Origin of the sequence: Rhodococcus sp. NJ-530, assembly GCF_003860625.1 — a bacterium.
Lineage (GTDB): Bacteria > Actinomycetota > Actinomycetes > Mycobacteriales > Mycobacteriaceae > Rhodococcus_F > Rhodococcus_F qingshengii.
Genome location: NZ_CP034152.1, coordinates 5,556,339 through 5,582,856, shown reverse-complemented (window position 1 = coordinate 5,582,856; position 26,518 = coordinate 5,556,339). Strand labels below are relative to the sequence as shown.

The following is a 26,518-nucleotide window of genomic DNA, read 5'->3' as shown; positions in this document are numbered from 1 at the left end:
ACTGCAGTCGATACGTCACTGCAACCGCCACTTCCCGAACCCGACGACACAGGAGCATCACCGCGCATGTCTGTTCTCGACAAGTTCTCTCTGACCGATCGAGTGGTCATCGTGACCGGTGCGTCGTCGGGCCTCGGGGTGGCGTTTGCGAAAGCCGCAGCAGAGGCCGGCGCGGACGTCGTCCTCGCTGCTCGCCGCGTCGACAAGCTCGAAGACACGGCCAAGCTCGTGCGTGACGCAGGCCGCGAAGCATTGTGCGTGGCCACCGACATCGTCGATCCGGCTCAGGCTCAGAACATGGTCGACGCCGCGATGGAGAAGTTCGGCCGCGTGGACGTGCTGGTCAACAACGCCGGCGTCGGAACTGCCGTTCCGGCGACCCGCGAGACCCCGGACCAGTTCCGCGCCGTCATCGACATCAACCTCAACGGGTCCTACTGGGCAGCGCAGGCCTGCGGCCGCGTCATGCTCCCGGGCAGCTCCATCGTCAACATCTCGAGCATTCTCGGATTGACGACCGCCGGACTCCCGCAGGCCGCCTATGCGGCGAGCAAGGCAGGCGTCGTCGGATTGACCCGCGACCTCGCACAGCAGTGGGGAACGCGCAAGGGCATTCGCGTCAACGCGATCGCGCCCGGCTTCTTCAAGTCGGAAATGACAGACCAATACAACGACGGTTACTTGGACGCGATGGCTCCGCGCCTGATCCTCGGCCGCATGGGCGATCCGGAAGAGCTCGCGGCCACCATGGTGTGGCTCGCGTCCGAGGCCGGCGGATACGTCACCGGTCAGACCATCGCCGTCGACGGAGGAATCACCATCACCTGACGCCGATGCCGAGATGTCGCCGGCTTTGCCGTATAAGTAGCTGGTGACCTCTCGCGCCGAACCTCAGGAGAACTGGGAAGACCGTCCGCCACCATCCATGGCTGCGACGGAGCTTCTGCGTGACCTGCCGGTGACTGCCCGCGGCGTCCGGACCAGGGCTTCTCTGGTCGCAGCGGCTCGAACGGTGTTCGAGCGCGCAGGGTATCTCGACGCCCGTCTCACGGACATCACCAAGGAAGCGAACTGCTCCACCGGCACGTTCTACACCTACTTCGACAACAAAGAGCAGATCTTCGCCGCAGTTCTCGACGTCGCGCAGGAAGACATGCTGCACCCAGGCATGGGACGGGTCCGCGACGTCGACAATCCGTATGCGGTCCTCGAATCGAGCAACCGTGCCTACCTGACGGCTTTTCGCCGCAACGCCAAACTCATGGGCCTACTCGAGCAGGTATCGCACATCGACCCGGCCTTCGCGAAACTGCGTCGGGACCGAGCCGAGACCTTCATTTCTCGCAATGCCCGAGCCATCGAACGCTTGCAAGCAGCTGGCAAGGCAGACGCCTCGTTGGACCCGCTGCTGGCTTCCCGAGCACTGTCGGCGATGGTGAGCCGTCTTGCCTACAGTTCATTCGTCTCCGAGGAACCTGGCGCCGACGGCAACCCCGTCCCGTTCGAGGACGTCGTCAAGACGGCTACTCAGGTGTGGGCCAACGCGCTGGGACTCGAAGGCGACCGCGGGTAGTTTCAGCCTTCGCCGCGGGCCGCGAACTGCTCCTCGAGGCTGTGGCGCAGTGTTTCCTCGCTGTTCTTGACAGCGTTTTCGACGAACGGCCCGATCAATCGGCCGAGTGCCTTGCCGGCAATGCCGCCGGGCAGTTTGTAGGCGAAGTCGACGGAAAGCTCGGTCTTGGAATCGTCGATCGCGGCGAACTCCCACGTGGACGAGTTGGATACACCGCCGAGCGAGGACAGCTTGATGATCCGATTCTTCTCCCACTCGGTGACCTCGAGTTTGGAGCGCAACGTGCTCGGCCCGATCTGCATGGCCGCGTCGAACGTGGCGCCGAGTCCCTGATCGAACTCTCCGAACGGGGTGAACTCGGAAACACCGAACATCCACGTCGGGACATTGCGGTAGTCGTCGATGTAGTCGAAGGCGACATCAACCGGCACGGCAGCAACCGCGGTGTGGCGAACATGGATCATGACTGGTCCCTGTCTTTCGGTGAACACCGACTCTAACCAATGGCTCCGACGTGTTCGGCGGCGGCGCAAGAGCGATCTACGGTATCGGTATGACGAACGAGCTTCCGGTACGCGGGTCCTGGCGCGATTACGAAGACCTGGGACTACCGAAACCGCTCGCTGCGGCGTTGGAGGCGTTCGTCGAGCAGGGCTATCACGGGACTTCGATCCGTGACGTCGCGTCGCGGTCCGGGCTGTCGGTGCCGGGGCTCTACCACCACTACCCGTCCAAGCAAGCTCTGCTGATCGGTCTGGCGACCGTTGTGATGACGGAGTTGTTGGAGCGAAGCCGCGCCGCCGAACTCGATGCCGGGGACGATCCCTCCGATCGCTTCGACGCGGTGATCGAATCTCTGTTGCGGTTCCACATGTTTCGACGCGAGCAGTCGTTCGTCGCCTCCTCGGAGATCCGCAGCATGGAGCCCGACAGCCGGGCTGGTTACATCGCCCAGCGCGACGAACAGCAGAAGCAGGTGGACCGGATCGTCCTCGACGGCGTCGCTTCGGGAGTGTTCGAGGCCGACCATCCCGAGGACGCCAGCCGAGCCGTGGTGACGATGTGCGTCGCCGTCGCGGTCTGGTACCGACCGGACGGTGAGTTGTCTCCGGACGAGTTGGTGGAGAGGTATTTGGAGATAGCGAGGCGCATGGTGGGGGCGAAGCGGGTGGGGGAGTGACTGTGGGGGCGAAGCGGGTGGGGGAGTGACTGTGCGGGCGAAGCGGGTGGGGGAGTAACTGCTGTGTGCAGTGTCGCGGAAGGCGGTCGCCAGCGTTTGGTGTCGGCCACGACGCGTTCAACCTCGCTTTTGTTTGCCTGGGAAATCGCGTAGGTCGGTCGCATTGACCAGCGCGCGGACACGGTTTGCTGCGTTGCGAAGGCGTTCTCCAGCTATCGGATTCCGGACGGCCGCGGCGGCCAACGACTTTGCAACAGTGGCGACTTCATCGCCGCCGGGGATCAGTAGGCGGTCAGCGCCGGCCAGGAGGCTTGCGAGTGCGGTCTCGCGGGTGACCGTCCACGCGTCGTTGCAAAACAGTGCAGGCTCGCTGTAGCTACTTTTACACCGGCACGAGGCTCACCTTCGGGCACACGGCTCGGTCGATCAATTACCAGTGCGCTGATTCTTGCCCTATTGACTCTTCCACGTGCGGTGATACGTTTAACCGCACGAGAATGGTGAATGTTATCCCCCGGTGTCGTTACGCGCAATGATGCAGTGCGCAGTGTCGACCTGGCGGGCGTGCGGCTGCGGGGACTGTTTGGCCTAGGATGTGCGCGATATGTGCATATTTATGGTGAATTAGTTCTCGCACTGCGCATCGTTGTTGTGATGGCGACTCCGTAACGTGATTTGGACAACGCTGATTGCAGTACATGACGTGCCTCGCAACCCTATTGAGGGGCACGCGTGTGCAGATTGAGGACTCACAATGACTACGAACATTTCGGAAGACCGGCCGGCGCTGAGCCTCCAGCGAATTCGGCTCGCCCGGGTTGCGACATTCTTCGGATTCGCGCAATTGGGAGCGGTCATGCTCACGTGGTCGACGAACACCACTGCGCTCCGTGCTCACCTGGGGTGGTCGGGGGAGGGCGGAGACTCGAATTTCGGGCTGGTGGCACTGGCGATCGGCGTCGGCGCTGCAGTCGGCTGCTTCCTCATCGGGCCGTTCGTCGACAGGTACGGTCCGCGAGCCACCTGTATGCCGACGATGATCATCTACCCGTTGATGTATATCCCGTTCGCGTTCTTGCAGGGTATTGCCAGCGCAATGTTCCTCGGCGTGATGATCGGCCTGTTGAGAGGTGCCTTCGATACCGCCTTCAACACACACGGTGTGCAGGTGGAGCGTTACTACGGCAGGCCCATCATGTCTGCGTTCCACGCGGCCTATCCGGCAGGCGGATTCGTCATCGGCCTGGTGGCCAGTGCAATCGCCCGTCACTATGTCGAGAGCCCCGCCGTGGCCTACATCTCGATCGGTGTCACGATGTCGGTTCTCGGAGCTGTGTTCGGTCGCTGGCTGTTGACTCGCGATGAGCTGCTTCCCCCGGCTGCCGCAGTCGCGATCGAGAAGCAATCGACAACCGAGAGATCGGCGTCGACGACGACTTTGCTGATCATGGCCGGATTCGGCCTCTTGATGCTGGCATCGATGCTCAGCGAAGGCGCAATTCTGGACTGGGGACAGGAGTTCGTCCGGCGCCATGCCGATACCAGCGCAGGTATGGCTGCGACAGCTGTGACCTTCTACTCCGGCGCACAATTCGTGGGGCGCCTCTTCGGCGACCGGCTCGCCGAGTACTTCGGTGCGCGCGTCATCGTGGCCGTCAGTGGTGTGATCGGATTCGTCGGTGCCTTGCTCGCGATCGGGGGTGCGTCAGCTCCGTTCGCCCTGGTGGGATTCGTTCTCCTGGGGCTCGGGCTGGCATGCATGGCTCCGCTGATGCTCTCTGCTGCCGGCCGTCGTGACCCCGAGAACGCCGGAAGAAACATCGGAATTGTCAATGCGATCGGCTACGTCGGCATGCTCGCCGGGCCGGCTGCGATCACGCTCATCGTCGACGGATTCGGAATCGGCTGGATGCCGGCGCTGCCGGCAATCTTGCTCCTGCTCATCGCCGTCGGCGGTCCTGTATTGATGAAAACCGTTCCGCGATACTCGGAAACTGAACGTACGGGAAATGCTCCGAAGCCGGAGCATCACACGGTCTCCCACTGAGGTCGAACAAGCAGTGGCCCACGTGCGAGTACATCGAAATCCGGTGTACTCGCACTGGTGTCACCGAACGGAAGGAAATTCTGTTCGGGATTTGAGGAAGAAACATGAGCACCGGCGGACCTTCGGAGTCGATCAGACGTTCTGCGCGAGCGCTGATCGTGGATCATTCGTATCGAATACTGTTGTGCAAGTTTCGATCTAGATCCGATGAAACCTATTGGATCACGCCCGGTGGCCGTTGTGAGGAACGTGAGACCCCACGCGGCACACTCGAGCGAGAGCTTCGAGAAGAGGTAGGGCTCGAACTACGCACGACGCAGCCGCTCGTCTGGCGCCAAACGATCATCGATCCAGAGCACTTTCCCGGATTCAGCGGCGTCGACAACTTCTATTTCCTGGTTCGAGTTCATGAATTCGAACCACGAGGGGCACTGACCGACGCAGAATTTCGCGATGAGCACCTACACGGTTTCAGATGGTGGAGTCTGGAAGAGATCGAGAGCTATTCTGGTTCGGCCCTTTTCGCGCCTCACGATATCGCCGAGAGACTCGATCTCACCCTTCGTCGCGGCTCGCCGTGCCCGGTAGTGTGTTTCGGCTCGGATTGATCCAGGTTGCTACTCGTACAGAATCGGGCCGCGCGATCGCTGGCGACACCGACGCCATGTACATGACAAGACACCGACGCTCTGTACAGGAGAATATGCCGCAACTGGGCAGCGACCCGTCGTAGACAACCCCGTGGACGACTCGTGATGCCAATGCCGTTCGAGGTCGACGGGGTTATGTTCGGCGCACCAGGACTGTGCCGTTGGTCGCAGAGTTGGTTCCAGACACGTGAAACATTGCGTGCGCCCAAGGGCGGTCCGCGTTCAGCAACGAATTCTCTTCGATCATCCTGTCGTCGTGATAGCCCTGTGGATCCTCGCCGAGCTCGACCAATCGTTGTCGCGCTGTCTCCGGTGCGGTGTCGACCCACACTGTCGCGTCGTACAACATCCGCAATGAACGGCGGATCGACCCGGCACCTTCCACGAGAAGCAACGTCGTCTGGTCAGGGACAGCGATATCGCGAGGCTTGTCGTGGTTCGGCTGGAAGGTGAATGGAAGCCCATTTCGCCGGATAGGTTCCAGTAATTCCTTGGCGAGCAAGGTATCCCAGCCAAAAAATGTTCGACTGCACGCGATGTCATCTGTGTGCACGATGACCGTCCCTGTACAGTTTGCCGATAACAGTGCGGCCAGCGTCGACTTGCCGGAACCACCCCTCCCATCGATCCCTACGATTGCCGGGCCGCGCCCAACTGAACCGGCCCGCAGAAGTTCCACGAATTGTGGGATCGCGAATCTATTCCAATCCGTATTTTCGTCACGCTCAGTGGGACGTCTCATGAACCTCTACCTTGGATCGAACCAGCTCCGAGTGTGAATTGTGAACGGCTACTGTCCACAGAAGTCGACTGGGACCCGGTTACCCGTCCTGGCCGACTCGAGTATCGAGATGCTCACTGCCAGTGCGTTGGTCGCGTCGAGTCCGTCGACGACTGGTCGGCCGTCACCGCGCGTGGCACGGGTGAAGTGTTCCAGCGTGATGTCGTACGTGTGCCGGCGGTCTTCGACATCGATCTCGTGCGATCCCCGGCGATCGTGCAGAACGACCGACCCGATGGGTTCCGGAGTCATGACGTCGGCTGCATGAAGGCTGCCGGCTGTCCCGTGCACCTCCACATACGTGGGTGCGAATGGCGTAGTGAAAGTGTCGTGGAATCGTACAAGGACGTTGTTCTCGTAGAGAATCGACGAGGAGGCTGCATCTTCGGCTTCGGTCACCCAATCTCCTTGAGCCACAGTGATCGCGCTCGCCGTCAGTGCTCTTGTGCCGAGTAGCGGATTCACGACGGAGGCGTTGTGGCAGGAAAGATCCATGACGGCGCCCGATCCCGGCGTGCTACCGAGTCGCCACCCTCGCAAACGTTCGGGTAGGAGCGACGTGTGGCGAACACTGACCGACAGAATCCGGCCTATGTCGCCGCGCGCCACTGTGCGTCGAATGGCCTGGTGCGTACCTGCGGCGGGCAGGTGGTGGTTGACGCCTAGGACTACGCCGGCGGATTCGCAAGCGGCGGTCATGTTCCGCGCATTGTCGATGCTCGTCGACAGCGGCTTCTCACAGAGAACGTGTTTTCCGGCTGCTGCCGCCGCGCACACCTGCTCGAGGTGGCGATCATTTGCACTGGAGATGTAGACCGCATCGATGAGGGGATCGCTGAGCAGATCGTTCAGCTTGTTCGTTCGGTTCGATATCTCGTTCCGACGTGCGTACTGCTCGGCATGGTCCGCATTTCCGCTGTACACGGAACTGATGTGGTGGCCGGTCCTTCGCAGTGCGGGAATCATTCTCGTTTCGGCGATATCACTCGCACCGACGATTCCCCAGACGAGATGCGGTTGTTCGCTCATCGAAGTATTCCTTCTCGGGCATCGACGATGTCGAATAGACAGCGATGGCTCCGGGTATCGGCCGACTCGACGTCAGGAGTTCGGCGCGGACGAAATCTGGTAGGCCAACCCTACGAAGTGGCGATAGATATCGACAGCGCCAAAACGTGCAAGCGTGAGCCGCTGATCGACCACTGTGAGCAGGCGCGAGCGCTGCACCTGCTCTGACCGTGAGCTTTCGAACGACCGGCATATCATGCACGGATTGGGCAGAATTTGGCAGAAGTGGTTCCCCCTATGTGTCTGTCCGCTGGATCACTTCGCAGGAAAGCTAGGGCTATCAGTTTGATTTCATGCCTCACCTCGAAGGAGCAACCCGCCAATGTCGTTCGTTCTCAAAGCCGCAGTCGGCGAACCAGCGCAGCGTGCCAGCAATCCGGCGGTGGTCGACACTGTCGCGGGTGTGATCGCAGACATTCGTGCCAACGGTGACGACGCGGTCCGCAAGTACTCTGACCGTTTCGACCGGTGGTCACCGGATTCGTTCCGGCTCGACGAAGATCAGATCCGCGAGATCGTCAAGTCCGTCCCGACAACGGTCCTCGAGGACCTGCAGTTCGCGCAGCGTCAGATTCGCGACTTCGCCCAGGCGCAGCGCGACACCATCACAGACCTCGAGGTCGAGACTCTGCCCGGCGTGTTCTTGGGGCACCGGAACATTCCGATCGACGCGGCTGCAGCTTACGTTCCGGGTGGCAGGTACCCGCTGACAGCGTCGGCGCACATGACGGTGCTGACCGCGAAGGTCGCAGGCGTCGAACGCGTCGCGGCTACGACGCCCCCGAATGACGGGCTTCCGCCCCAGATCAGCATCACCGCAATGCATCTCGCCGGGGCCGACGAGATTTTCGTGCTCGGTGGCGTACAGGCGATTGCAGCGCTGGCTCTCGGTACCGAGACGATCGATCCTGTCTCGATCCTCACGGGGCCGGGCAACGCATACGTGGCAGAGGCAAAGCGTCAACTCTTCGGTGAGGTCGGAATCGATCTCTTTGCAGGTCCCACCGAAACACTGATCGTTGCCGACGAGTGCGCCGACCCGTTCACCATCGCAGTGGATCTACTCAGCCAGGCTGAACACGGTCCGGATTCACCGTGTGTGTTGATCACGACGTCCGAGGCTGTGGGCAACGAGGTGATCAAACACATCGACGCATTGCTACCCGGTCTGGAGACGAACGCGATCGCCGGGCCCGCTTGGCGCGACCACGGACAGATCCACGTTGTCGAGACTCTCTCCGAAGCATATGAACTCGCGGACAAGTTTGCCTCCGAGCACGTACAGATCCTGACGCAGAATCCGCGTGAAGCGCTCGACAGCATGAGCAACTACGGTGCCCTTTTTCTGGGGGAAGGAACGTGTGTTCCATACGGCGACAAAGTGATCGGGACCAACCACGTACTTCCTACTCTTGGCGCTGCGCGCTACACCGGAGGGCTCTGGGTAGGGAAGTTCCTCAAAACCCTCACTTTCCAGGAGGTGCGCGATCCGGCGGCGAGCGCCAGGATCGGCGAGATCGCTGCGCGACTGTCCCGACTGGAACGCTTCGAAGGCCACGCCCGTTCAGGTGACCTGCGTGCGGCGAAGTTCGGTGGAGCCGAACTACCGTGGGGCGAGATCCCGGTGGCGGCAAACCTCAAATGACGATGCGCATCGAGCACGACCTGCTCGGTGATCGCGAAGTGCCTGCGGAGGCCTACTACGGCATCCACACGCTGAGAGCACTGGAGAACTTCCCGATCACCGGTATTCCTCTCTCGGTCCACCCGGACATGGTATCGGCGTTGGCTGCGGTCAAGCAGGCCGCTGCTCGGGCGAACGCCGACCTCGGAATCCTCTCGCCCGAGCATGCAGCGGCGATCGAGCAAGCTTGCAAGGAGATTCGTGCGGGCAGGTTCACCGACCAGTTCGTCGTCGACGTCATTCAGGGTGGTGCCGGCACGTCATCGAACATGAACGCCAACGAAGTGGTCGCGAACCGCGCGCTCGAAATTCTCGGCGGCGAACGGGGGCAGTACCAATTCCTCCATCCGCTCGAACACGTCAACATGAGTCAGAGCACCAACGACGTCTACCCCACCGCGATCAAAATCGGCTTGCAAGGTGCCGTCACCAGGCTTCGAGGTGCGATGGACGAACTTGCAGGCGCATTCGCGGAGAAAGCAGCCGAGTTCTCCCACGTGCTCAAGGTCGGGCGGACTCAGTTGCAAGACGCGGTCCCGATGACTCTCGGTCAAGAGATTGTCACGTTCGCCGTGATGATCAAGGAGGACTCTCAGAGACTGGAAGAGGCCGCTCGGTTGATCTCGGAGATCAACCTGGGAGGGACGGCGATAGGTACCGGTCTCAATGCGCACCCGGAGTACGCCAGACGTGTGCGTGAGCATCTGGTGTCGATCACCGGTCTCGACATCTCGACGGCATCGGATCTCATCGAAGCAACCCAGGACGTCGGGGCCTTCGTTCAGCTGTCGGGAGTGCTCAAGCGTACCGCGGTCAAACTGTCCAAGATCTGCAACGATCTGAGATTGCTGTCCTCAGGCCCACGAGCAGGTCTGGGTGAGATCAATTTACCTGCGGTGCAGGCAGGTTCGTCGATCATGCCCGGAAAGGTCAATCCGGTCATTCCGGAAGTGGTCAATCAGATTGCCTACCGGGTGGTGGGAAACGATCTGACCATCACCATGGCTGCCGAGGCGGGTCAACTGCAGCTCAACGCATTCGAACCGGTCATTGCACACAGCTTGTTCGAGACTGCAGAACTCCTCACGCGGGGCTGCACTGTGTTGCGCGAGCGATGCGTGATCGGCATTACCGCCAACGTCGAGCATCTCGAACGAACGGTCGCGGCTTCGATCGGTGTCGTGACCGCGCTCAATCCCTACATCGGCTACACAGCCGCGACGGAATTGGCGGCGGACGCGCTTGCTTCCGGTCGTACCGTCGTGGAGTTGGTGCTCGAACGCGGGTTGTTGGGCAAGGAGGATTTGGACGCGATCATGGAGCCTGCGAATTTGGCACGAACTGCGATCGTGTCGGCTCCCGATTTCGATCCACTCGTCCCGTCGACCTGACCAGGTCTTCAGGGCGGTTGACACCGCACATGTGGGCGGTATCGTTTAGTGATACGTATAACTACTTGCAGTCCTGTTGTGTCAGGATTGACAGAAGCTGAGTCGGCACGGTTCAAGGACGTACCGCGCCAAGCCAGCCAGGAGACGGAAACCATGTTCGAAAAGACACGAATGGACAGTCATCCCCCCTGTAAGAGCAACTACGACGTCATCGTCGTGGGAAGCGGAATGGGGGGTGGAACGATGGCATACGCTCTCAAGGATTCCGGCCTCGATGTGCTCTTGATCGAGAGGGGAGACTTCCTTCCACAGGAACGTCAGAATTGGGACCCCCGAGCGGTGTTCGAGAAAGATCGGTACAAGAACGCCGAAAAATGGGTCGACACCGAAGGGCGGGAGTTCGCCCCCGGCACCTACTATTACGTCGGCGGAAACACCAAATTCTACGGTGGCTCGTTGGTCAGGTTCAGGAGAGAGGATTTTCAGTCCTCACGGCATCAGGACGGTGAATCGCCGGCATGGCCGTTCTCGTATGACGATCTCGAACCCTACTACGCACGTGCCGAGCAGGTGTACAAGGTTCACGGCGACCACACCGACGACCCGACGTTGCCACGCGACCAACCATTTCCGTACCCTTCCGTAGGGCACGAGCCAGCGATACAGCAGGTCGCCGACGACATGCGTAAGGCGGGTTTCACCCCTTCCAATCTCCCTCTCGGGGTCGACCTTCGGCAGGGTGGGTCATGTATTCGATGCAAGACATGCGACGGGTTCCCCTGCCGTACCTTGGCGAAATCGGATGCCGACGTCTGTTGCGTGCGACCCGCACTCGATTCGGGCAACGTCGAAATCGTCACGAACGGGTACGTGGAGAAGGTGTTGACCGACGATTCCGGACGTCGAGCATCAGGCGTCGAAGTGACCCATCGCGGCGTCACCTCCACAGTACGTGCGGATACGGTCGTAATCTCCTGTGGTGCGGTCAATTCTGCAGCGCTGCTGCTACGTTCGGCCACATCTGTCCATCCTGACGGGCTCGCAAATTCCTCCGGAATGGTCGGTCGTAACTACATGGTGCACATGAACTCGATCATGGTGGCCATCGACCCACTCAAGAAGAACAAGTCCGAATTTCAAAAGACGTTGTACTTCAACGACTTCTACCTGCGTGGCACTGACGATCATCCGTATCCGCTAGGCCACGTGCAACTGATCGGGAAGCTCCAAGCGGAGATGATCAAGGGGCAACGGCCCCACATCCCCAAATGGGCGTTGAGCCTTGCCACGAACCGTAGTACCGATTGGTGGCTGTTCACGGAGGATCTGCCCAACCCTGAAAATCGTGTCACGCTGACTCCCGGAGGGCGTATCCAGATCGCATGGAAACCGAATAACGTCCGGGCACACGAGGTTCTGGTTCGCGAGACGCGAAAAATGCTTCGCAAGATCGGATTTCCGGTGGTCATCAGTGAAGGAACAGGGATAGAGGTCAACTCGCATCAGGCCGGAACCGTTCGGCTCGGTACCGACCCGGCTACATCGGTCCTCGATCCGAGTTGCCAGGCACACGATGTCGACAACCTGTATGTCGTCGACTCCTCCTTCTTTCCGTCGCTCCCGGTGATGAATCCGGCGCTGTCGATCGCGGCGAACGCGTTGCGTGTTGCAGATTCGATCATCGCTCGAAGCGGCGACTCCACGGCGGGTGCATCGCACGGCTCGTCGATCTCTGCATAAATTGCTCACCCCCAATTCTTTTCGATTCGAAAGTGAAGAACATGACTGTGCAAAAGCTCACCGGTGGCCAGATGGTGGTCGACATACTGATCCGTGAAGGAGTTGAAAAGGTATTCGCTATTCCGGGACACGGCAATACGGCGTTACTTGATGCGTTCGTCGACCGGGCCGACGAAATCGAGTTGGTTCCCGCCATCCACGAGCAGGGCGCCGCACACATGGCCGACGGCTACTACCGCGCATCGGGCAAGATCGCGGCCGTCTGTACTTCCATCGGACCGGGAGCGACAAACACCGTAACCGGAATCGCGACTGCGTTCGCGGACTCGCAGCCGATGATTCTGATCACCGGCGCCGTTCACACGTATATGGAGAACCGCGGCGTCCTCCAGGAGATCGATCGGCCGCACGGGAACAATTTCCCACGGATGGTCGAGCCGGTCGTCAAGCGCTGGTGGCAGCCCGGTCGACTCGAGCAGCTACCTTCCGCGATGGCTCAGGCGTTCAACACGATGCTCGAAGGTCGCAGAGGGCCTGTCCTGGTGGATATCCCGCAGGACCTGCAAGCTGAGTACGGCGACTATGTTCCAGAGTTGTACTCGCGCCGAGCTCAGACCCGGGCGACTGGTGATCCCGTCGCCATTGCCGAGGCAGCCAAGCTACTGGCGGGTGCTAAGCGTCCCGTGATCCTCGCTGGCGGAGGCGTCATCGCAGCCGAGGCCGGTGCGGAACTCCTCACACTGGCGGAACGTCTCGGCGCTCCCGTGACGCACTCCTTCCAGGGCAAAGGCGCATTCCCTGCAGACCACGATCTGTACGCGTGGCCGTGCGGCGACATGGGATCGATTCCGGGTAACGGAGTCACCAAGACCGCCGACGTCATTCTTGCAGTGGGTTGCCGGTTCAGCGATCGCATCACGTCCTCGTATCGCCCAGGAGTCACATTCGACATCCCTAACACGAAACTCGTTCACATAGACATCGACGGATTCGAGATCGGCCGCAACTACCCGGTCGAGGTCGGGATCGTCGGCGACGCCAAGACCTCGCTCTCGTCTCTGATCGACGAACTCGGCGCACCGGCAGCGGATTACGACTTCCGGGCAACCGACTACTACGCCGAACTTCAGGACTTGAAGGCACGGTGGGACGAGCACCTGCGCCCTATGCGTGAGACCGACTACTTGCCGATGACCAACTCGCGGGCAATGGTCGAGATCCGAAAGGTCCTTCCGCGTAACGGAATTCTGGTCACCGATTCCAGCAACCCGGCAAACCAGGCGTTCAACGAATTCCCGATCTACGAGCCGAAGAGCAACATCGTTGCCGGCGGATTCTCCGGAATCGGATTCGGTGTACCTGCCGCGATCGGCGCCGCGATCGGCGCACCGGACAAGCCGGTTCTCGCGCTCGTCGGCGATGGCGCGTTCCTACAGACCGGCACGGAGATCGCAGCTGCCGCCATGAGCGGCGTCAATGTCGTCTTCGTCGTTCTGAACAACGGTGGCTGGGAAGCAATCAAGGACCTCCAGATCAATCTCTTCGGCGCGGAACGGGAAATCATCTCAGGCTGGAAGTTGCCGGATGGATCCCCGTACTTCGCCGATATCACTGCGTTCGCGCAGTCCCTCGGATGCAAGTCCGAGCGAGTCGAGGATCCCGCAAAGCTCGGCGCCGCTGTTCAGCGCGCATTCGAGACCGAGGGCCCCGTAGTCATCGAGGCGATCAGTGCTCGCGAGCTGCCCTGGACCGAGATGCATGCAATGGGTTGGTGGGATATCACCGTACCGGCCTACCACGGCGAAGTTCGAGACGACTACGTGAACCAGCGCGGCTTCTGACCCACCCCTCACCGGAAAGTAGTTGTAAGTCATGGGCAACATCAAACTCGGACTTAATCTGGAGTTCGCGCGATACGAGAACGGCTCTTTCGATTGGGCCATGGACCAAGCTGCCGAGATCGGCTACAAGTACGTCGAGCCGATGGTGCACTGGGGTCGTGAACTGCTCAGTGCAGCAGGATATTTCCACAGCCGTTCCATGCTCGACGATCCGTTGATCCTGCGGAATGCGGCCGAAGATCGCGGTCTCAGCATCTCGTCGCTGTCGAGCCACGCGCCACTCGCCAAGCCGGAGGTGGCAGTGGAGTACTTCCGCCAGGCCATCCGCTACGCCGCGGAGGTGGGTTCTCCGATGATCATGGTCGACGATGGACCCACCCCGTCCTGGACCACGGAGGAAGAGAACTACACGCTCATGCGGTACACCCTGAAGGAGGCAGCGCTGGTCGCGGAGCCCCGGGGTATCAAGATCGCAATCGAGACCCACGGGCCGTACACCGCGACTCCGGAGCGCCTCGACAAGATCATGAATTTGGTCGACAGTCCTGCCCTGACGATCAACCTCGATACCGGAAACAGCTACCTGAGTGAGAACGATCCGCACGAGTGGCTCGAAGCCATCATCGGTCAGGTCACGCACTTGCACGCCAAGGACATTGCGGTGGACGACGCGAAACGTCTACGCGGAAAAGTGAGAGGCATGCTGGGATGCGCCTGCGGTGAAGGTGTCATCGACTGGAAGCGCATCGTCGACACGCTCGCCGCGGCCGACCACGACGTCGTCTTGTCGGTGGAGTGCGGCACGCTCGACGCCGCGAAGAAGAGCTACACCCACCTCAGCGCATTGATTGAAGCAGTCGGTCAGTAGCCGTGTTCGGTTTGGAGACGCATCCGGGAAACATGAATACAGTCGTGATCATGAACCCGTCCGTGATGAAGCAGAGGATTCCGAACGGTGAAGTACCGACCGTCGAGGAGTTCGTGACAGCCCCGCCTGCCTTACGCGCACTGCCGATCCCGCGGATCGAAGCCGTCGATGGCCGAGTACAGATCAACTAACCGAACACCGAAAGTGCTCGGGCCCAACCTCATCAGGTTGGGCCCGAGCACTTTTCGTCTCGGCGGCTGTAGTTCTGCCTCGTCTGGGGCGGTGGGGGCCAGAGGGGTGACGGAAAGGGTCTCGGATGTCCGACGCCGACGCCGACGCCGACGGTGACGGTGACGGTGACGGTGACGGTGAGTATCGGATCCGCGACACGAACAGGCCCGTCGAAAGTCGTGGTGACTTCAGACGGGCCTGTACGTCGATCTGCCTGCAGCTACAGCTGCTTACGTGACGGCCTCTGCAGGTCGAGCGCCGGTGATCATCGAGACGATCTCGTCGGCGGTGGTTTCCTTGGTGTTTCGGCACCCGACGACCTGGCCTCGCCGGAAAACGTACACCCGGTCGGTCAGTTCCAGCACCTGTTGCATGTTGTGGCTGACGATGATGACCGCGACTCCGCGTTGTTTGAGGCGTTTGATGATGTCGTGGACGTGGGCGGTCTCCTGCAGGCCCAGTGCCGCTGTGGGTTCGTCCATGATGATGAGCTTCGATCCCCAACCGGATGCGCGGGCGATGGCGATACCCTGGCGCTGGCCACCGGAAAGACCCCGAACGGTCCGGTGTACCTCGGGCACGTTCACTCCGATCTCCGTGAGCAATTCGGTTGCACGCTTGGCCATCTTGCGTCTGTTGAGCACGCTCAAGCCGCCCAAGTTGATCAGCTTCTCTTCACGCCCGAGGAACAGGTTGGTCAGGACGTCGAGGTCGTCTGCGAGTGAAAGATCCTGATAGACGGTTTCGATCCCGGCTTCGCGTGCATCGATCGGGCTTTGGAACTCACAGTCCGCACCGTCGAATCGGATGGTGCCATCACTCGACGGTTGCGCGCCGGAAAGGATCTTGACGAAGGTGGACTTGCCTGCGCCGTTGTCGCCCATGATGGCGATGTGCTCACCGTGTCCGACGCTGATGGAGGCGCCTTGCAAAGCTTTGACGCCGCCGTAGAACTTGGAGAGGTTCGTAGTCTGGAGAAGAGGCTCGGTGGTGTTGGTGATAGTACTCATTGAGGTGGTTCCGATCTGGGGGGTCGTCTCGAATCAGTACGCTGCGGGAGAGTCGGCGACATTGGCGGATGTTACGGGCGGGATCGGGACGAAGATCTTGGGTTGCACCGTGCCACCGTCCAGCAGGGTCAGCATGGCGGCGACAGCTTCTCGCGCCATCTCCTTGGGATCACCGTTGATGGTTCCGTACGTGTCTCCCGCGAGGATGCTCTCGCGCATCTCTTCCGGATAGTCGTTGCCGACGAAGACGATTTCGCTTCGGCCCATAGACTTGGCCAGGCGGGCGCCCGCAGCCAATTCAGGTCCTTGCGCGACAACGGCGTTGATCTGCCCCGCCGGATACTTCGCGAGCCAGTCCTGGGTCAGGCTGATGGTCTTGTCGTTCGCCCAGTTGTTCGGCTGCTCTTCTACGAGCTTGACGTCGGGGAAGTTCTCCTGCAGTTCGGCACGGAATCCTTCCGACCGACCGATCTGCGGCCCACTGCCGAGGATGCCGGTCATCAAGGCGACGTTGCCCCGATTGCCTATTGCTCCTGCGACCATCTTCGCCTGCTCGCGTCCGACCTGAACGTCGTCGGTCCCTACGAACGAGGAGACCGGGGCGTCTTCGGACAGCGCCAGGGAGAATGCGATGACCGGGATTCCTGCTGCTTCGGCTCGTTTGATAGACGGAGTCATGCTGTCCTGGTCGCTGGGGGCGAGGAGAATGGCGTCGACCTTCTGCGTGACCAGCTGGTCCATTCCGCTACTCATCTGAGCGATGTCGTTGTGCCCGTTGACAACACTGAGCTTGTATCCCGCAGCTTCAGCTTCTTCTTGCACAGTCGAGATGGCTACGTTCATCCATGGGTCGACGCCGACGTCGTACACCACGAAGCCCAATGTCTTGTTCGCACCCGAGGAAGGTGCGGTTCCGCAGGCCGTGAGTGCGACGGCGACGAACGCAGCCAGGCAAAGGGCAAATGCGGTTTGGATCGTTCGAGAAGTTCTTCTTACGGTCATGTGTTTTCACTCCTGGAATGTGGTTGGCTGCGAGGGGAATCGGATGTATCAGCGTTTGCGGGCGCTGCGGAACGCTTCGAAGCCGACTGCGAGCAGAACGGCCGTACCCGTCAGCGCCGGCTGCCAGTAAGCGGACACGCTGTACAGGTTCAACGCGTTTGTCAGGACGGTGAGCGACAGGATGCCGATCACCGCGGAGCTGATGCCGCCGACTCCGCCGGTGAGTGGTGTGCCGCCGATGATGACGGCGGCGATGGCGAGAAGTGCCCACTGTGTACCTGTTGCCGGACTCCCGATTCCGGAGATCGAGACAAGAAGAATTCCTGCGATGGCGGCGCACAGCCCGCCGATGGCATAGACGGCAATCAGAACCCGATCGACATGGATTCCGGCGCGGCGCGACCCTTCCTTGTTGCTCCCGACGGCGTAGATGTGCTGGCCGAAGAGCGTGCATCGTAAGACGAACAGCAGAATCAGGATGACTACGACGAATGTAAGACTGGCAAAGGAGATTCCGGCGATGTTCTTCAAGCCCAGATCGGTCCATCCGGAAGGAAGAGGAGCGATCGGGGTGGCGCCGGTTGCGGCGTACAGCAGTCCGGTGACGACGGCTTGTGTACCGAACGTGGCCACGAATGGGTTGATGCCGATCTTGGCTACGAGGATGCCGTTCACGAAGCCGGCGAGTAGACCGGCGACCAATCCGACGAGAATTCCGATGGCTATACCGTGCTGGAGACTGACGTACGCTGCAGCGCATCCGGCTGCCGCTGCCACGATTCCGACCGAGAGATCGAAGCCACCCGAGATAATCATCAGCTGCATACCGCCGGCAATGATTCCGACCATCGCCGCCTGTTGCAGCACGTTGAGCAGGTTGTCCGACTGCCGGAAGATCGGGTTGGCGATGCACAGAATCACCACCGATGCGACCAGTACAGTCAGCATCACCCGCTGAACGACCTGCGAAGGTGTGCTCGGCAGAATGCGTTTGAGCAGAGCCGGTAGCCATTCCTGCGAGGATGCGTGGGGCGGCTGAGGTGCCGCGGAACGAGTGGAACGGCCGACGTCATCGACAGAGATTCCCGCGCTTGGCGGCCGTTTCTGCTGGTCTTCGGTCAGGGGCATTGAGGACTCCTCGAAAGGGTGTTTCGGTGTTCGGTCGAAAGAGCGAAATCAGGTCACCCGGTCGCACGGCGTTGTGCGTGTCGAGATTCGGATCGGTGCCCTGCAGTTCGCGTTCGGTTCGAGAATCGGTAGCGATTACTCGGACGGTGGGCCGGCAGTACAGGGGCGCTGAAACAAATCTTCGGACAGGTAGGAAGCGGGTTCGCCATGTGTCTCAACTCTGTTTGGCGACCCCCGGCGAAGCCCTGGGGTTGTAGAAATACTGTCCTGTGACTGCATTCACAGCTAGACGCAAGCCGGGAAAGATGTCTCGGCTGGACGACACGTTTTGTGTAGTGTCTTTGACATGTCTTTCACGGTTGCGGACGCTCTGGAACTCTCACTGATCCGCGCGGCCGGTCCTCACGTACTCACCAGCGGAACGGATCTGGATCAACGCGAAGTCCGATGGGTTCACTCGTCCGAGATCCCCGATATCGCACGATTTCTCAGCGGCGGCGAATTGTTGCTGACGGCGGGCCTCGGTATAGGGGAAACAGAAGCCGAGCAGCGTGCTTACGTGAAGGCGGTTTCTCGAGCCGGTGCGGCAGCTCTGGTGATCGAAGAATCCGGTCGCATGTTCGATCGAGTTCCTCAAGCTGTTGTGCAGGAAGCCCAACAAATGCTGCTTCCGGTGATCGCGCTGACCCACGAAGTGTCGTTCGCCGGAGTCTCCGCCCAGGTGCACGAAATTCTGACCGAAATGCGACTTCGGAGCCTGACTCGTGAACGTGAGGTCGAAGCAACATTCTCGGGATTGCTGCTCGACGGCGCAGACCATCTCGGAATAGTGGAGACTCTGGCGGCGCTCACCGACAGCACGGTGGTTCTGGAAAACATCGCTCACCGGGTGACGGTCTATTTCTCAGTGGACGGTGTCGAATTCGACGACGACGAGTGGAATCGTCACGCCAGAGTATCACACGACAATGAAACTGATTGTGTCCGGAGGCCCGTCGTCATGCGTGGTCAACCGTGGGGGTGGATCCACGTGCTCCAAGGACAATCGCCGACCGCGCCGTTCTCGGCTGAATTCGCGGCGGAGCGGGCAGCAGCAGCGATCGCGATCTCGCTTCTCACCGATCGTAGCCGCGAGGCGCGTGACGATCAGCGCAGTACCGCTTTGATGACACACTTGCTGCTGGGAGAAATTTCCGGCGATGAGTTCGTGAAGCAGGCCAGTCGTCTGGGGTATCGGCTCGGATCTGGCCTGATGCGAGTGTTCGTGGCCAACAAGAATACTCGTGACGATTCTGCTGGAATCCGGCCCAAGCGCAGGAGCAGTCCCAATGCGATCAGTGCCGACATGGGTGATTACATCGTCACGGTGGCGCCGGAAGTGGGTGGCCGTCCGCCGGAGATCGAGGATCTTGTCGGTTTCGTCGGTGCGGGTGTCGGTGTGAGCCGCGCTATTTCACGTGACATGGTTGCTGTCGCGCTCACTCAAGCGCGCAGTGCTGCCGCGGTCGCCCGAGCTTCTGGTGGTGTCCTTCACTTCGACGAACTGGGGGTCGAGCGGATTTTGGTGACCCTGGCGCAGGGCCCGGAACTGGCGAGCTTCGTCGAAGACGAATTGGGTCCGTTGTTGACGAAGGATGCGCACTCGGCCAGTCCGCTACTGCCGACACTGCGCGCATTTCTCAGCGTCGACGGTCGCAAGACTGAAGCGGCGGACAAGCTCTACGTGCAGCGCAGAACTCTGTACAACAGGTTGGAGCGGATCTCGACGATTCTCGGGAAATCCCTTGATGCCCCGGAAACGCGGCAGCGCTTGCTGTTGGCAGTCAAAGGTCTCGAGCTGCTGGAGGGGTCGGCGATCAGTTCGTCGCGACGTTCCGGAAGGAACTAGCATTCCGACTTCGATGAGGGGGACGGCGGTGCGGGCTGCGCGCGCGGCAGTGAGACGGCCTGTTGCCGGCAATCCGCACAGGGAACCACCGGGCAGTCCCAAGATGACGAAACCGAATCCGCTGGTGGTGAGCTCGAGTGCATTCTTGACGTCGGGTGTCCCTGTCGCCCAAGAGGCTTGGCAAGCTCCGTGAAGTGCGAAAGATGACAAGCAATGCCCATTTCGTGCGGTCGAGCACGAACGGCGACTTCGGCTAGAGCATTTCGTTGATTCCCTTCATAGAAGAGATGAGTGAATCGTATCACTAGGTGATACGATTCACTCATGTCGGTGGTGGTAAAACAAGGTGAAGGTTGAGATGTGGCGCGACAGGCGAAAGTATCGCAAACCGCGGTGTCGCGCCTACCTTCTCCCGAAGTGTCCAGTCGGGGCAATCGCCGCTGTCGACAGTACGTCTCACGGACGTCGTCGTGTGTACATATGCGGGACCTTCAGTGCAGAAACATCTTTCAGGCTACCGAGCTACGGCAGGAGTGGGGCGACGAACATGGCTGGTCACCGTATGGAGGAAGAAGTGGGGTACGTCTGTGTCACGTGTCGCCATATCGGTTCGTCGTTGCCTATGCCCAAGCCGTCTGTGCCGCTGGCCGTGCGAGCTCGATGCAACCTCTGTGGCGAGATCGACACGGCGATGTCGGGGCGGAAAGACGATGTGCCATACCGTGTCGAGCTCTTCGGGGGCTTTCGTAGAGCTTGGACGCATGCAGTCCGGTGTGGGCGAATGTGTGAACACCATCTACTGTGACGACAGGTCAACCGAAGCCAACACTCGGTTGAAACGAGACCACGATAGAATTCGTGAGATCGTCAAGGGTTACGGCGGATGATTCGTCCGGAGCAAGGGGAGTCGCTTCAGTGGTTACGATGAAGGACGTGGCGCGGGCAGCAGGCGTCTCCCAAGCCGCTGTCTCATACGCGTTCAGTAACTCTCCGAAAGTTTCTGCATCGCAGCGTGATCACATCTACGCAGTCGCTCAGTCTTTGTCCTACGCCGGGCCGAACATCGTCGGCAGTAGCCTGCGCTCCGGCCGAGTCGGAGCGGTTGGCATCATGGTGATGGAGTCGTTGGGGCACGCACTGGAAGACCCGTCGACCATGCTGTTGATGAAGGGGGTAGTCGAAGTCAACGAACTCGCCGACGTTGCCCTGACTTTGTTGCCGTTGGTCTCCAGTAGGGAAGAAGGATTCAATTCTCCCGCGGTCAGAGGTTTGGTCGACGGAGTCGTCCTGCACAATGTGACTCCTACCCACCCGATCATTGCGGCCCTGATTCACTCCGGAACGCCGGCAGTTGCGATCGATTCACCCGCGGACTGCGGCTTGCCGTTCATCGGAATCGATGATCGCGCTGCAGGATTCAAGCAGATGGCCCATCTCTTGGATCTCGGGCACCGAAGAATCGGTGTGGTCTGCGAACGTTTGAACATCGGTGGCACCGACGGGTCGATCTCCAAGACAGTTGTCGAACATTCTTCCGAGCGGGTCCAGCGAGATCGGATCCTCGGGTACTTCGATGCTGCAACTGCGCGGGGAGATGCCGGTGTCTCGATCGAGGTTTACGAGGCTTCAGGTATCGATCGTGACAGCGGCGTCCGTGCTGTCCGCTCGATGGTCGAGAAACTGAATCCGACCGCAATAGCCACGACGTCAGATGTCTTTGCCGTCGCTGCCTTGAGCGTGCTTCGTAGCATGAATATCCCAGTACCTGAGGTTGTTTCGGTTGTCGGATTCGACGATGCCCCCATCGCCGAACTCATGGATCTGACCACTGTGCGTCAACCGCTGGTGGAGAAGGGCCGCGCCGCAGCCTCCATGCTGCTCGACAATATCGACGGCGCGAAGCGAAGGCAGAAGATCTTCAAAACCAAGCTGATCGTCCGAAACTCGACAGGCCCGGTCAGCACAGTCTGAACGAGACCATGCTGACCGGGCCGGAGTGGTCAGGATCGATAGACTTTCCGGTACAGTTCGGCGATTTCCTGTGCGCTGGGCACCACCGGGTTGTTCGACGGAGAACCCGACGCCAACGCCTGGTCCGCCATCAGTGGAATGAGCTCCTCCCAGCGAGTCTCGTCGATGCCGAATGTGCGCGGACTGGGTACCTCTACGTCGACGCACAAAGTATCGATGAAGTCGACCAGCTTGTGCGAGGCCGCCTCGTCTGAGTCGCCGCGATCTGCCGCGCCCAGCTGCCTGGCGCAATCGGCGTATCGATCACGCGCCCCGGGTATGGAGAACGCGGTGATCGCCGGAAGCAGCATTGCATTGGAAAGTCCATGCGCCACATGGAAATGTGCGCCGATCGGACGACTCATCCCATGTACCAGGCACACGCTCGCATTGGAGAACGCCATACCCGCCTGAGTGGAAGCATGCATCATCTGTTCGCGCGCCTCCCGATCTGAGCCGTCACGGTACGCGCGCAAGAGGTACTCCCCGATTGTCTTCATCGCAGACAGTGCGAGCCCGTCCGAGATGGGGTTTGCCTTCTTACTGACGTAGGCCTCGATCGCGTGTGTAAGTGCGTCGACACCTGTGTCGGCCGTCAGTCTCGGCGGCATCGACATCGTGAGGTCGGAATCGACGATTGAGGCGATCGGAAGAAATGAAAGTCCAGGGCACAGCATCTTCTCGTCGGTGGTGACATCCGTGATGATCGTGAATTGTGTTGCTTCCGAGCCACTTCCTGCCGTCGTCGGGATGGCGATGATCGGAAGCGCCGGCCCCGCGTACACCCGAGGGGCTTTGAAATCGCGCATGACGCCGCCCTGCTTGAACAAGACGGCAAGTGCTTTTGCCGTGTCCATCGGGCTGCCACCGCCGAAGCCGATGATCGAGTCGGCATCGTGGGCGGTCAGAGCGTCGAGACCAGCCTGTAGAGAATCGGTAGTGGGGTCGGGAACCGTCTCGGAGAAGAGTGCGGCCTTCTTTCCTGCTGCTGCAACGATCTTCAGCAATCGATCGGCTGAACCATTGCTGACCATGAATGCGTCGGTGACGAGAAGCGGACGCTCGATGTTCAGATCCGTCAGCACTTCGCCGAGACTCTCGACGGACCCAGGACCAAGTTTCAAGAACCGGGGAAATGAAATGTTGGCAACCATGCCGATCCCTTCGAATGTTGTGAATGTATTTCCCAGCCCGTGGTATTCGGACGGGATAGGGACTCAGTTGTTTTCGGGGAAGCCGAGGTTGATGCCGCCGTGGCTGGGATCGAGCCAGCGGGTAGTGACGACCTTCCCGCGGGTGAAGAAGTGGACACCCTCGGTACCGTGAGCGTGCGTGTCGCCGAACAGGCTGTTCTTCCAACCACCGAAGCTGTAGTAGGCCATGGGGACTGGAATAGGGACGTTGATCCCGACCATACCAACCTCGATCTCGTTCTGGAAGCGACGTGCTGCGCCACCGTCATTGGTGAAGATCGCGGTGCCATTCCCGAATGCACTCGAATTCACCAGGTCGAGTGCTTCGTCGTAGGAGTTCACCCGCACGACCGAGAGCACAGGGCCGAAGATTTCGTCTGTGTAGATGCTCATGTCGGTGGTGACGTGGTCGATCAGGGTCGGGCCGAGCCAGAATCCGCCCTCACCACCGTTCGCCTGCACTTGCCTGCCATCGACGACGAGTGTCGCGCCGGCGGCCTCACCGGCGTCGACGTAGGAGGCGACCTTGTCGCGGTGGGCCTTGGTCACCAGAGGGCCCATGTCTGAGTTCTTCGTGCCGTCACCGGTTTTCAGGGTGCGGGTCCGCTCGGCGATCTTGCCGACGAGTTCGTCGGCGATGTCGCCGACGACGACCAGTGCCGAGATCGCCATGCAGCGCTCGCCGGCCGAGCCGAATCCGGCGTTGACCATTGCGTCGGCGGCCAGATCGAGGTCTGCGTCAGGCAAGACGATCGCGTGGTTCTTCGCTCCTCCGAGAGCCTGAACGCGCTTTCCATGGCTGGTGCCGGTGCTGTACACGTACTGGGCGATGGGGGTTGAACCGACAAACGAAACGGCCTTGATCGCAGGGTTGGTCAGAAGTTCGTCGACAGCTGTCTTGTCGCCTTGCAGGACGTTGAACACGCCTGCTGGAAGTCCTGCCTCGGCCCAGAGTGCCGCGATCCACAGCGAAGCAGATGGAACTTTTTCGGACGGCTTGAGTACTACCGTGTTTCCGGTGGCGATCGCGATGGGGAAGAACCACATCGGGACCATCGCGGGGAAATTGAACGGCGAGATTATCGCGACCGGGCCGAGTGGTTGACGGATCGAGGTGACGTCGACGTTCGTCGAGGCATTCTCGGTCATACCGCCCTTGAGCAGGTGCGCGATGCCACAAGCGAATTCGACGACTTCCTGGCCTCTTGACACCTCGCCGAGTGCGTCGGAGAGGACTTTGCCGTGCTCGGCGGTGATTATCTCGGCGAGTTCGTGCTTGCGGGCATTGAGCAGTTCGCGGAACGCGAAGAGGATTGCGGTTCGCTTGGCGAGCGAACTGTCGCGCCAATCGGGAAACGCAGCAGCAGCTGCGTCGATAACGGCGCGTGCGTCTTGCACGCTGGCGAGCGCGACACTGCCAGTGACGGCGCCGGTCGCAGGGTTCGTGACCGGCGCGGAGTTTCCGCTCGAACCGGGGGCGATCGTGTTGTCGATCCAATGTGCGATGACAGTCATGACTATTCACTCCTGAGGCTGGGGTTGATTCGAGTCTGTGCCGCAGAATTGCCGTCGTCAACAAGTAAGATCGCAGTACTCAATGCAAAATTGCAGCCAAGAACGGGAATGGCGATGTTTACTTCTGACAACCTGCGCTTTCTGCTGGAACTGTCACGCACGGGGCGCATTTCGGATACGTCGAAGCGGCTGGGGGTCGATCAGACCACTGTCTCCAGGAGAATCTCTAGGCTTGAAAAAGACATGGGAGCAAGGCTTTTCGATCGCGGCGTCTCGGGCTGGCAGCTGACCGAGGCGGGCAGGCGATTGGTTCCCTACGCGGAGAGTATCGAGTCGACGCTACTTTCTGCGCTCGGTGAGACGACCGCCTCGGCGTCGCCGAGCCTCAACGGGACGGTCCGGATCCTGACCCCAGACGGCTTCGGTGCCTTCGTCTTGGTTCCGGGCCTGCGCTCTGTCCGTGTCCGGCACCCGGATTTGTACACCGAAGTGCTGACTTCGACTACCCACGATGTGTTGACCGGGCGTGACTTCGACGTCGCCGTCACGTTGGAGCGTCCCTCTCCCCGATCTGTGGTCGTCAGCAAACTTGCGGACTACAACTTGCGGCTTTACGCCTCGCGTCGGTATCTGGAGACGCACGAGTCGATCTCGTCGGTGGACGACCTACGTCATCACACGCTCGTCTGGTATGTGGACGCGTTCTTGGATGTCGAACCTCTGCGTATCCTCGACCGGATACTGCCCACCGGGCGGGCGCAGATCCAGACCAATAACATCGCTGGTCACTACGAGGCGGTCAGGCACGGTGTGGGAATCGCGCCCTTGCCGACATACATCGGCGCGACCGACGATGACCTCGTGCCGGTGCTGCGTGACGAGTTCGTAATTCGGAGGTCGTATTGGCTCGTTGTCCCGCGCGAGCTGATCAGATTGGCCCGCGTACGGGCGATAAGCGATGCCTTGCATGAGATTGTCGACAGGAATCCCGACCTCCATGCGCGGTGATGTGCGTTTCCTGTATTCCCCGGGTTGGGCGATGGTTGACGGTCAGTTTGTAGCGCCTGAGGAATGATCGCGATGTCAGGTGTGGACGCTGTCGAAGGGTCTTGTGGAATGTGCGAAGAGGGGTGGGTTACCCCGAGGTCTTCAACAATTCGAGGGCTGCGTTCCGGCCGGCACCGAAGGGGTTGGTGCCGATACCGATCCCGTCTGCGACGAGGGCACCTTCGTGAAGCAGCATGATTGCCTCGACGAGACGTTCGTCGGCTAGTCCGTCCGTCGCCAGAATGCGCCGGAAAAGGTCTGACATCTCCCGCTTTTGTTCGGCGATGACAGCGAACACCGGATGTGAGTGATCGCTGAACTCGGCGTGCGCGTTGATCATGCTGCACCCTTTGCCTCCGCTCGCCTTGGACCAGGAGGCGGAAGCGTCGAATACCGCACTCAACTGTTCGGCGCGGCTAGCTCCGGCTGATGCGAGCTTCTCGTCGCGAAAGATTCGCCACCGCCGATCTCGAGCCCTCAGGTATTCAACGACGAGACCGTCTTTCGAGCCGAACCGTTCGTACAAAGTCTTCTTCGTGACCCCGGCGTCCAGTGCGACGGTATCCACGCCTACGGCATGAATCCCCTTTTCGTAGAACAGCTTCGACGCAGACTCCAGAATGCGACGCGCTTTCGGAGTCAATTCGGGTGTGGATTCCTCTGCCATGGAC

General features: G+C 60.5%; 24 protein-coding genes. 15 read left to right on the top strand and 9 right to left on the bottom strand.

Annotated features, from left to right (window positions below; translation table 11 throughout):
- The first annotated feature begins 66 nt into the window (after window positions 1-66).
- Window positions 67-828 carry an SDR family oxidoreductase gene (locus tag EHW12_RS25985; RefSeq protein WP_003939707.1) on the top strand — a complete coding sequence of 254 codons (762 nt, stop codon included), beginning with the start codon at window positions 67-69 and terminating at the stop codon, window positions 826-828.
- A 97-nt stretch (window positions 829-925) separates the two neighbouring features.
- Window positions 926-1,573, top strand: a complete 648-nt coding sequence (locus EHW12_RS25980; RefSeq protein WP_007730038.1) for a TetR/AcrR family transcriptional regulator — start codon at window positions 926-928, stop codon at window positions 1,571-1,573.
- 2 nt (window positions 1,574-1,575) lie between these two features.
- Here EHW12_RS25980 and EHW12_RS25975 read toward each other — a convergent pair whose 3' ends face one another.
- Entirely contained in the window at window positions 1,576-2,037 is a 462-nt protein-coding gene (locus EHW12_RS25975; protein WP_064443685.1) for an SRPBCC family protein, read from the bottom strand.
- An 89-nt stretch (window positions 2,038-2,126) separates the two neighbouring features.
- Here EHW12_RS25975 and EHW12_RS25970 point away from each other — a divergent pair, with 89 nt between their 5' ends.
- The 3 genes from EHW12_RS25970 (at window position 2,127) to EHW12_RS25960 (ending at window position 5,408) form a co-directional block, all read left to right on the top strand.
- The gene (locus tag EHW12_RS25970; protein WP_030536574.1) at window positions 2,127-2,753 is read left to right on the top strand and encodes a TetR/AcrR family transcriptional regulator; all 627 of its coding nucleotides are present in this window, start codon (window positions 2,127-2,129) and stop codon (window positions 2,751-2,753) included.
- Window positions 2,754-3,507: 754 nt separating this feature from the next.
- Window positions 3,508-4,800, top strand: coding sequence for an MFS transporter (locus EHW12_RS25965; protein ID WP_021331879.1), 1,293 nt, complete (start codon window positions 3,508-3,510; stop codon window positions 4,798-4,800).
- A 104-nt stretch (window positions 4,801-4,904) separates the two neighbouring features.
- Entirely contained in the window at window positions 4,905-5,408 is a 504-nt protein-coding gene (locus EHW12_RS25960) for an NUDIX domain-containing protein (RefSeq protein ID WP_021331880.1), read from the top strand.
- Between the two features lie 175 nt (window positions 5,409-5,583).
- On the opposite strand, the gene EHW12_RS25955 is transcribed toward EHW12_RS25960, so the two are convergent.
- Window positions 5,584-6,003, bottom strand: coding sequence for a hypothetical protein (locus tag EHW12_RS25955; RefSeq protein WP_125052065.1), 420 nt, complete (start codon window positions 6,001-6,003; stop codon window positions 5,584-5,586).
- Window positions 6,004-6,240: 237 nt separating this feature from the next.
- Window positions 6,241-7,260 carry a Gfo/Idh/MocA family oxidoreductase gene (locus EHW12_RS25950; RefSeq protein WP_125052063.1) on the bottom strand — a complete coding sequence of 340 codons (1,020 nt, stop codon included), beginning with the start codon at window positions 7,258-7,260 and terminating at the stop codon, window positions 6,241-6,243.
- A gap of 361 nt (window positions 7,261-7,621) precedes the next feature.
- On the opposite strand from EHW12_RS25950, the gene hisD reads away from it, so the two are divergent.
- From hisD to EHW12_RS34745, 7 genes are all read left to right on the top strand, one after another.
- Window positions 7,622-8,944: a histidinol dehydrogenase gene (gene hisD, locus EHW12_RS25945; RefSeq protein WP_042923916.1), complete on the top strand. Its 1,323-nt coding sequence runs from the start codon at window positions 7,622-7,624 to the stop codon at window positions 8,942-8,944.
- Window positions 8,941-10,374 carry an aspartate ammonia-lyase gene (locus EHW12_RS25940; RefSeq protein WP_042923920.1) on the top strand — a complete coding sequence of 478 codons (1,434 nt, stop codon included), beginning with the start codon at window positions 8,941-8,943 and terminating at the stop codon, window positions 10,372-10,374. The genes hisD and EHW12_RS25940 overlap by 4 nt, the downstream gene beginning before the upstream one ends.
- Window positions 10,375-10,527: 153 nt before the next feature.
- Window positions 10,528-12,114 (top strand): GMC family oxidoreductase, encoded by a 1,587-nt coding sequence (locus EHW12_RS25935; RefSeq protein WP_241199047.1) that lies wholly within the window; start codon window positions 10,528-10,530, stop codon window positions 12,112-12,114.
- Window positions 12,115-12,155: 41 nt separating this feature from the next.
- Entirely contained in the window at window positions 12,156-13,955 is a 1,800-nt protein-coding gene (locus EHW12_RS25930; protein WP_054188483.1) for a thiamine pyrophosphate-binding protein, read from the top strand.
- Between the two features lie 31 nt (window positions 13,956-13,986).
- Window positions 13,987-14,823, top strand: a complete 837-nt coding sequence (locus tag EHW12_RS25925) for a sugar phosphate isomerase/epimerase family protein (RefSeq protein ID WP_054188413.1) — start codon at window positions 13,987-13,989, stop codon at window positions 14,821-14,823.
- A 50-nt stretch (window positions 14,824-14,873) separates the two neighbouring features.
- Window positions 14,874-15,014, top strand: a complete 141-nt coding sequence (locus EHW12_RS34750) for a hypothetical protein (protein WP_156778931.1) — start codon at window positions 14,874-14,876, stop codon at window positions 15,012-15,014.
- Between the two features lie 125 nt (window positions 15,015-15,139).
- Entirely contained in the window at window positions 15,140-15,292 is a 153-nt protein-coding gene (locus EHW12_RS34745) for a hypothetical protein (RefSeq protein ID WP_164490599.1), read from the top strand.
- Here EHW12_RS34745 and EHW12_RS25920 read toward each other — a convergent pair.
- The 3 genes from EHW12_RS25920 to EHW12_RS25910 are packed head-to-tail and all read right to left on the bottom strand — an operon-like array spanning window position 15,285 to window position 18,194.
- Window positions 15,285-16,064 (bottom strand): ATP-binding cassette domain-containing protein, encoded by a 780-nt coding sequence (locus tag EHW12_RS25920; RefSeq protein WP_019745466.1) that lies wholly within the window; start codon window positions 16,062-16,064, stop codon window positions 15,285-15,287. The genes EHW12_RS34745 and EHW12_RS25920 overlap by 8 nt on opposite strands.
- Before the next feature lie 33 nt (window positions 16,065-16,097).
- Complete coding sequence (locus EHW12_RS25915; RefSeq protein WP_054188412.1) at window positions 16,098-17,066, bottom strand: sugar ABC transporter substrate-binding protein; 969 nt, start codon at window positions 17,064-17,066, stop codon at window positions 16,098-16,100.
- A 48-nt stretch (window positions 17,067-17,114) separates the two neighbouring features.
- The gene (locus tag EHW12_RS25910) at window positions 17,115-18,194 is read right to left on the bottom strand and encodes an ABC transporter permease (protein WP_021331893.1); all 1,080 of its coding nucleotides are present in this window, start codon (window positions 18,192-18,194) and stop codon (window positions 17,115-17,117) included.
- A 346-nt stretch (window positions 18,195-18,540) separates the two neighbouring features.
- Between EHW12_RS25910 and EHW12_RS25905 the strand changes: the two genes are divergently transcribed.
- Together EHW12_RS25905 and EHW12_RS25900 are read left to right on the top strand one after the other, a co-directional pair.
- Window positions 18,541-20,082 carry a PucR family transcriptional regulator gene (locus tag EHW12_RS25905; protein ID WP_042923930.1) on the top strand — a complete coding sequence of 514 codons (1,542 nt, stop codon included), beginning with the start codon at window positions 18,541-18,543 and terminating at the stop codon, window positions 20,080-20,082.
- Window positions 20,083-21,006: 924 nt separating this feature from the next.
- Window positions 21,007-22,053, top strand: a complete 1,047-nt coding sequence (locus EHW12_RS25900) for a LacI family DNA-binding transcriptional regulator (protein ID WP_081377525.1) — start codon at window positions 21,007-21,009, stop codon at window positions 22,051-22,053.
- 29 nt (window positions 22,054-22,082) lie between these two features.
- On the opposite strand, the gene EHW12_RS25895 is transcribed toward EHW12_RS25900, so the two are convergent.
- Both EHW12_RS25895 and EHW12_RS25890 read right to left on the bottom strand, forming a co-directional pair.
- On the bottom strand, window positions 22,083-23,246 hold the full coding sequence (locus EHW12_RS25895) for an iron-containing alcohol dehydrogenase (protein WP_042923934.1): 1,164 nt from the start codon (window positions 23,244-23,246) through the stop codon (window positions 22,083-22,085).
- 63 nt (window positions 23,247-23,309) lie between these two features.
- A complete protein-coding gene (locus tag EHW12_RS25890; RefSeq protein WP_054188408.1) occupies window positions 23,310-24,800 on the bottom strand; it encodes a CoA-acylating methylmalonate-semialdehyde dehydrogenase in 1,491 nt (496 codons plus the stop codon).
- A 114-nt stretch (window positions 24,801-24,914) separates the two neighbouring features.
- Between EHW12_RS25890 and EHW12_RS25885 the strand changes: the two genes are divergently transcribed.
- Complete coding sequence (locus EHW12_RS25885; RefSeq protein WP_042924016.1) at window positions 24,915-25,808, top strand: LysR family transcriptional regulator; 894 nt, start codon at window positions 24,915-24,917, stop codon at window positions 25,806-25,808.
- Between the two features lie 127 nt (window positions 25,809-25,935).
- Here EHW12_RS25885 and EHW12_RS25880 read toward each other — a convergent pair whose 3' ends face one another.
- Window positions 25,936-26,514 carry a TetR/AcrR family transcriptional regulator gene (locus tag EHW12_RS25880; RefSeq protein WP_042923936.1) on the bottom strand — a complete coding sequence of 193 codons (579 nt, stop codon included), beginning with the start codon at window positions 26,512-26,514 and terminating at the stop codon, window positions 25,936-25,938.
- Between the last annotated feature and the right edge of the window lie 4 nt (window positions 26,515-26,518).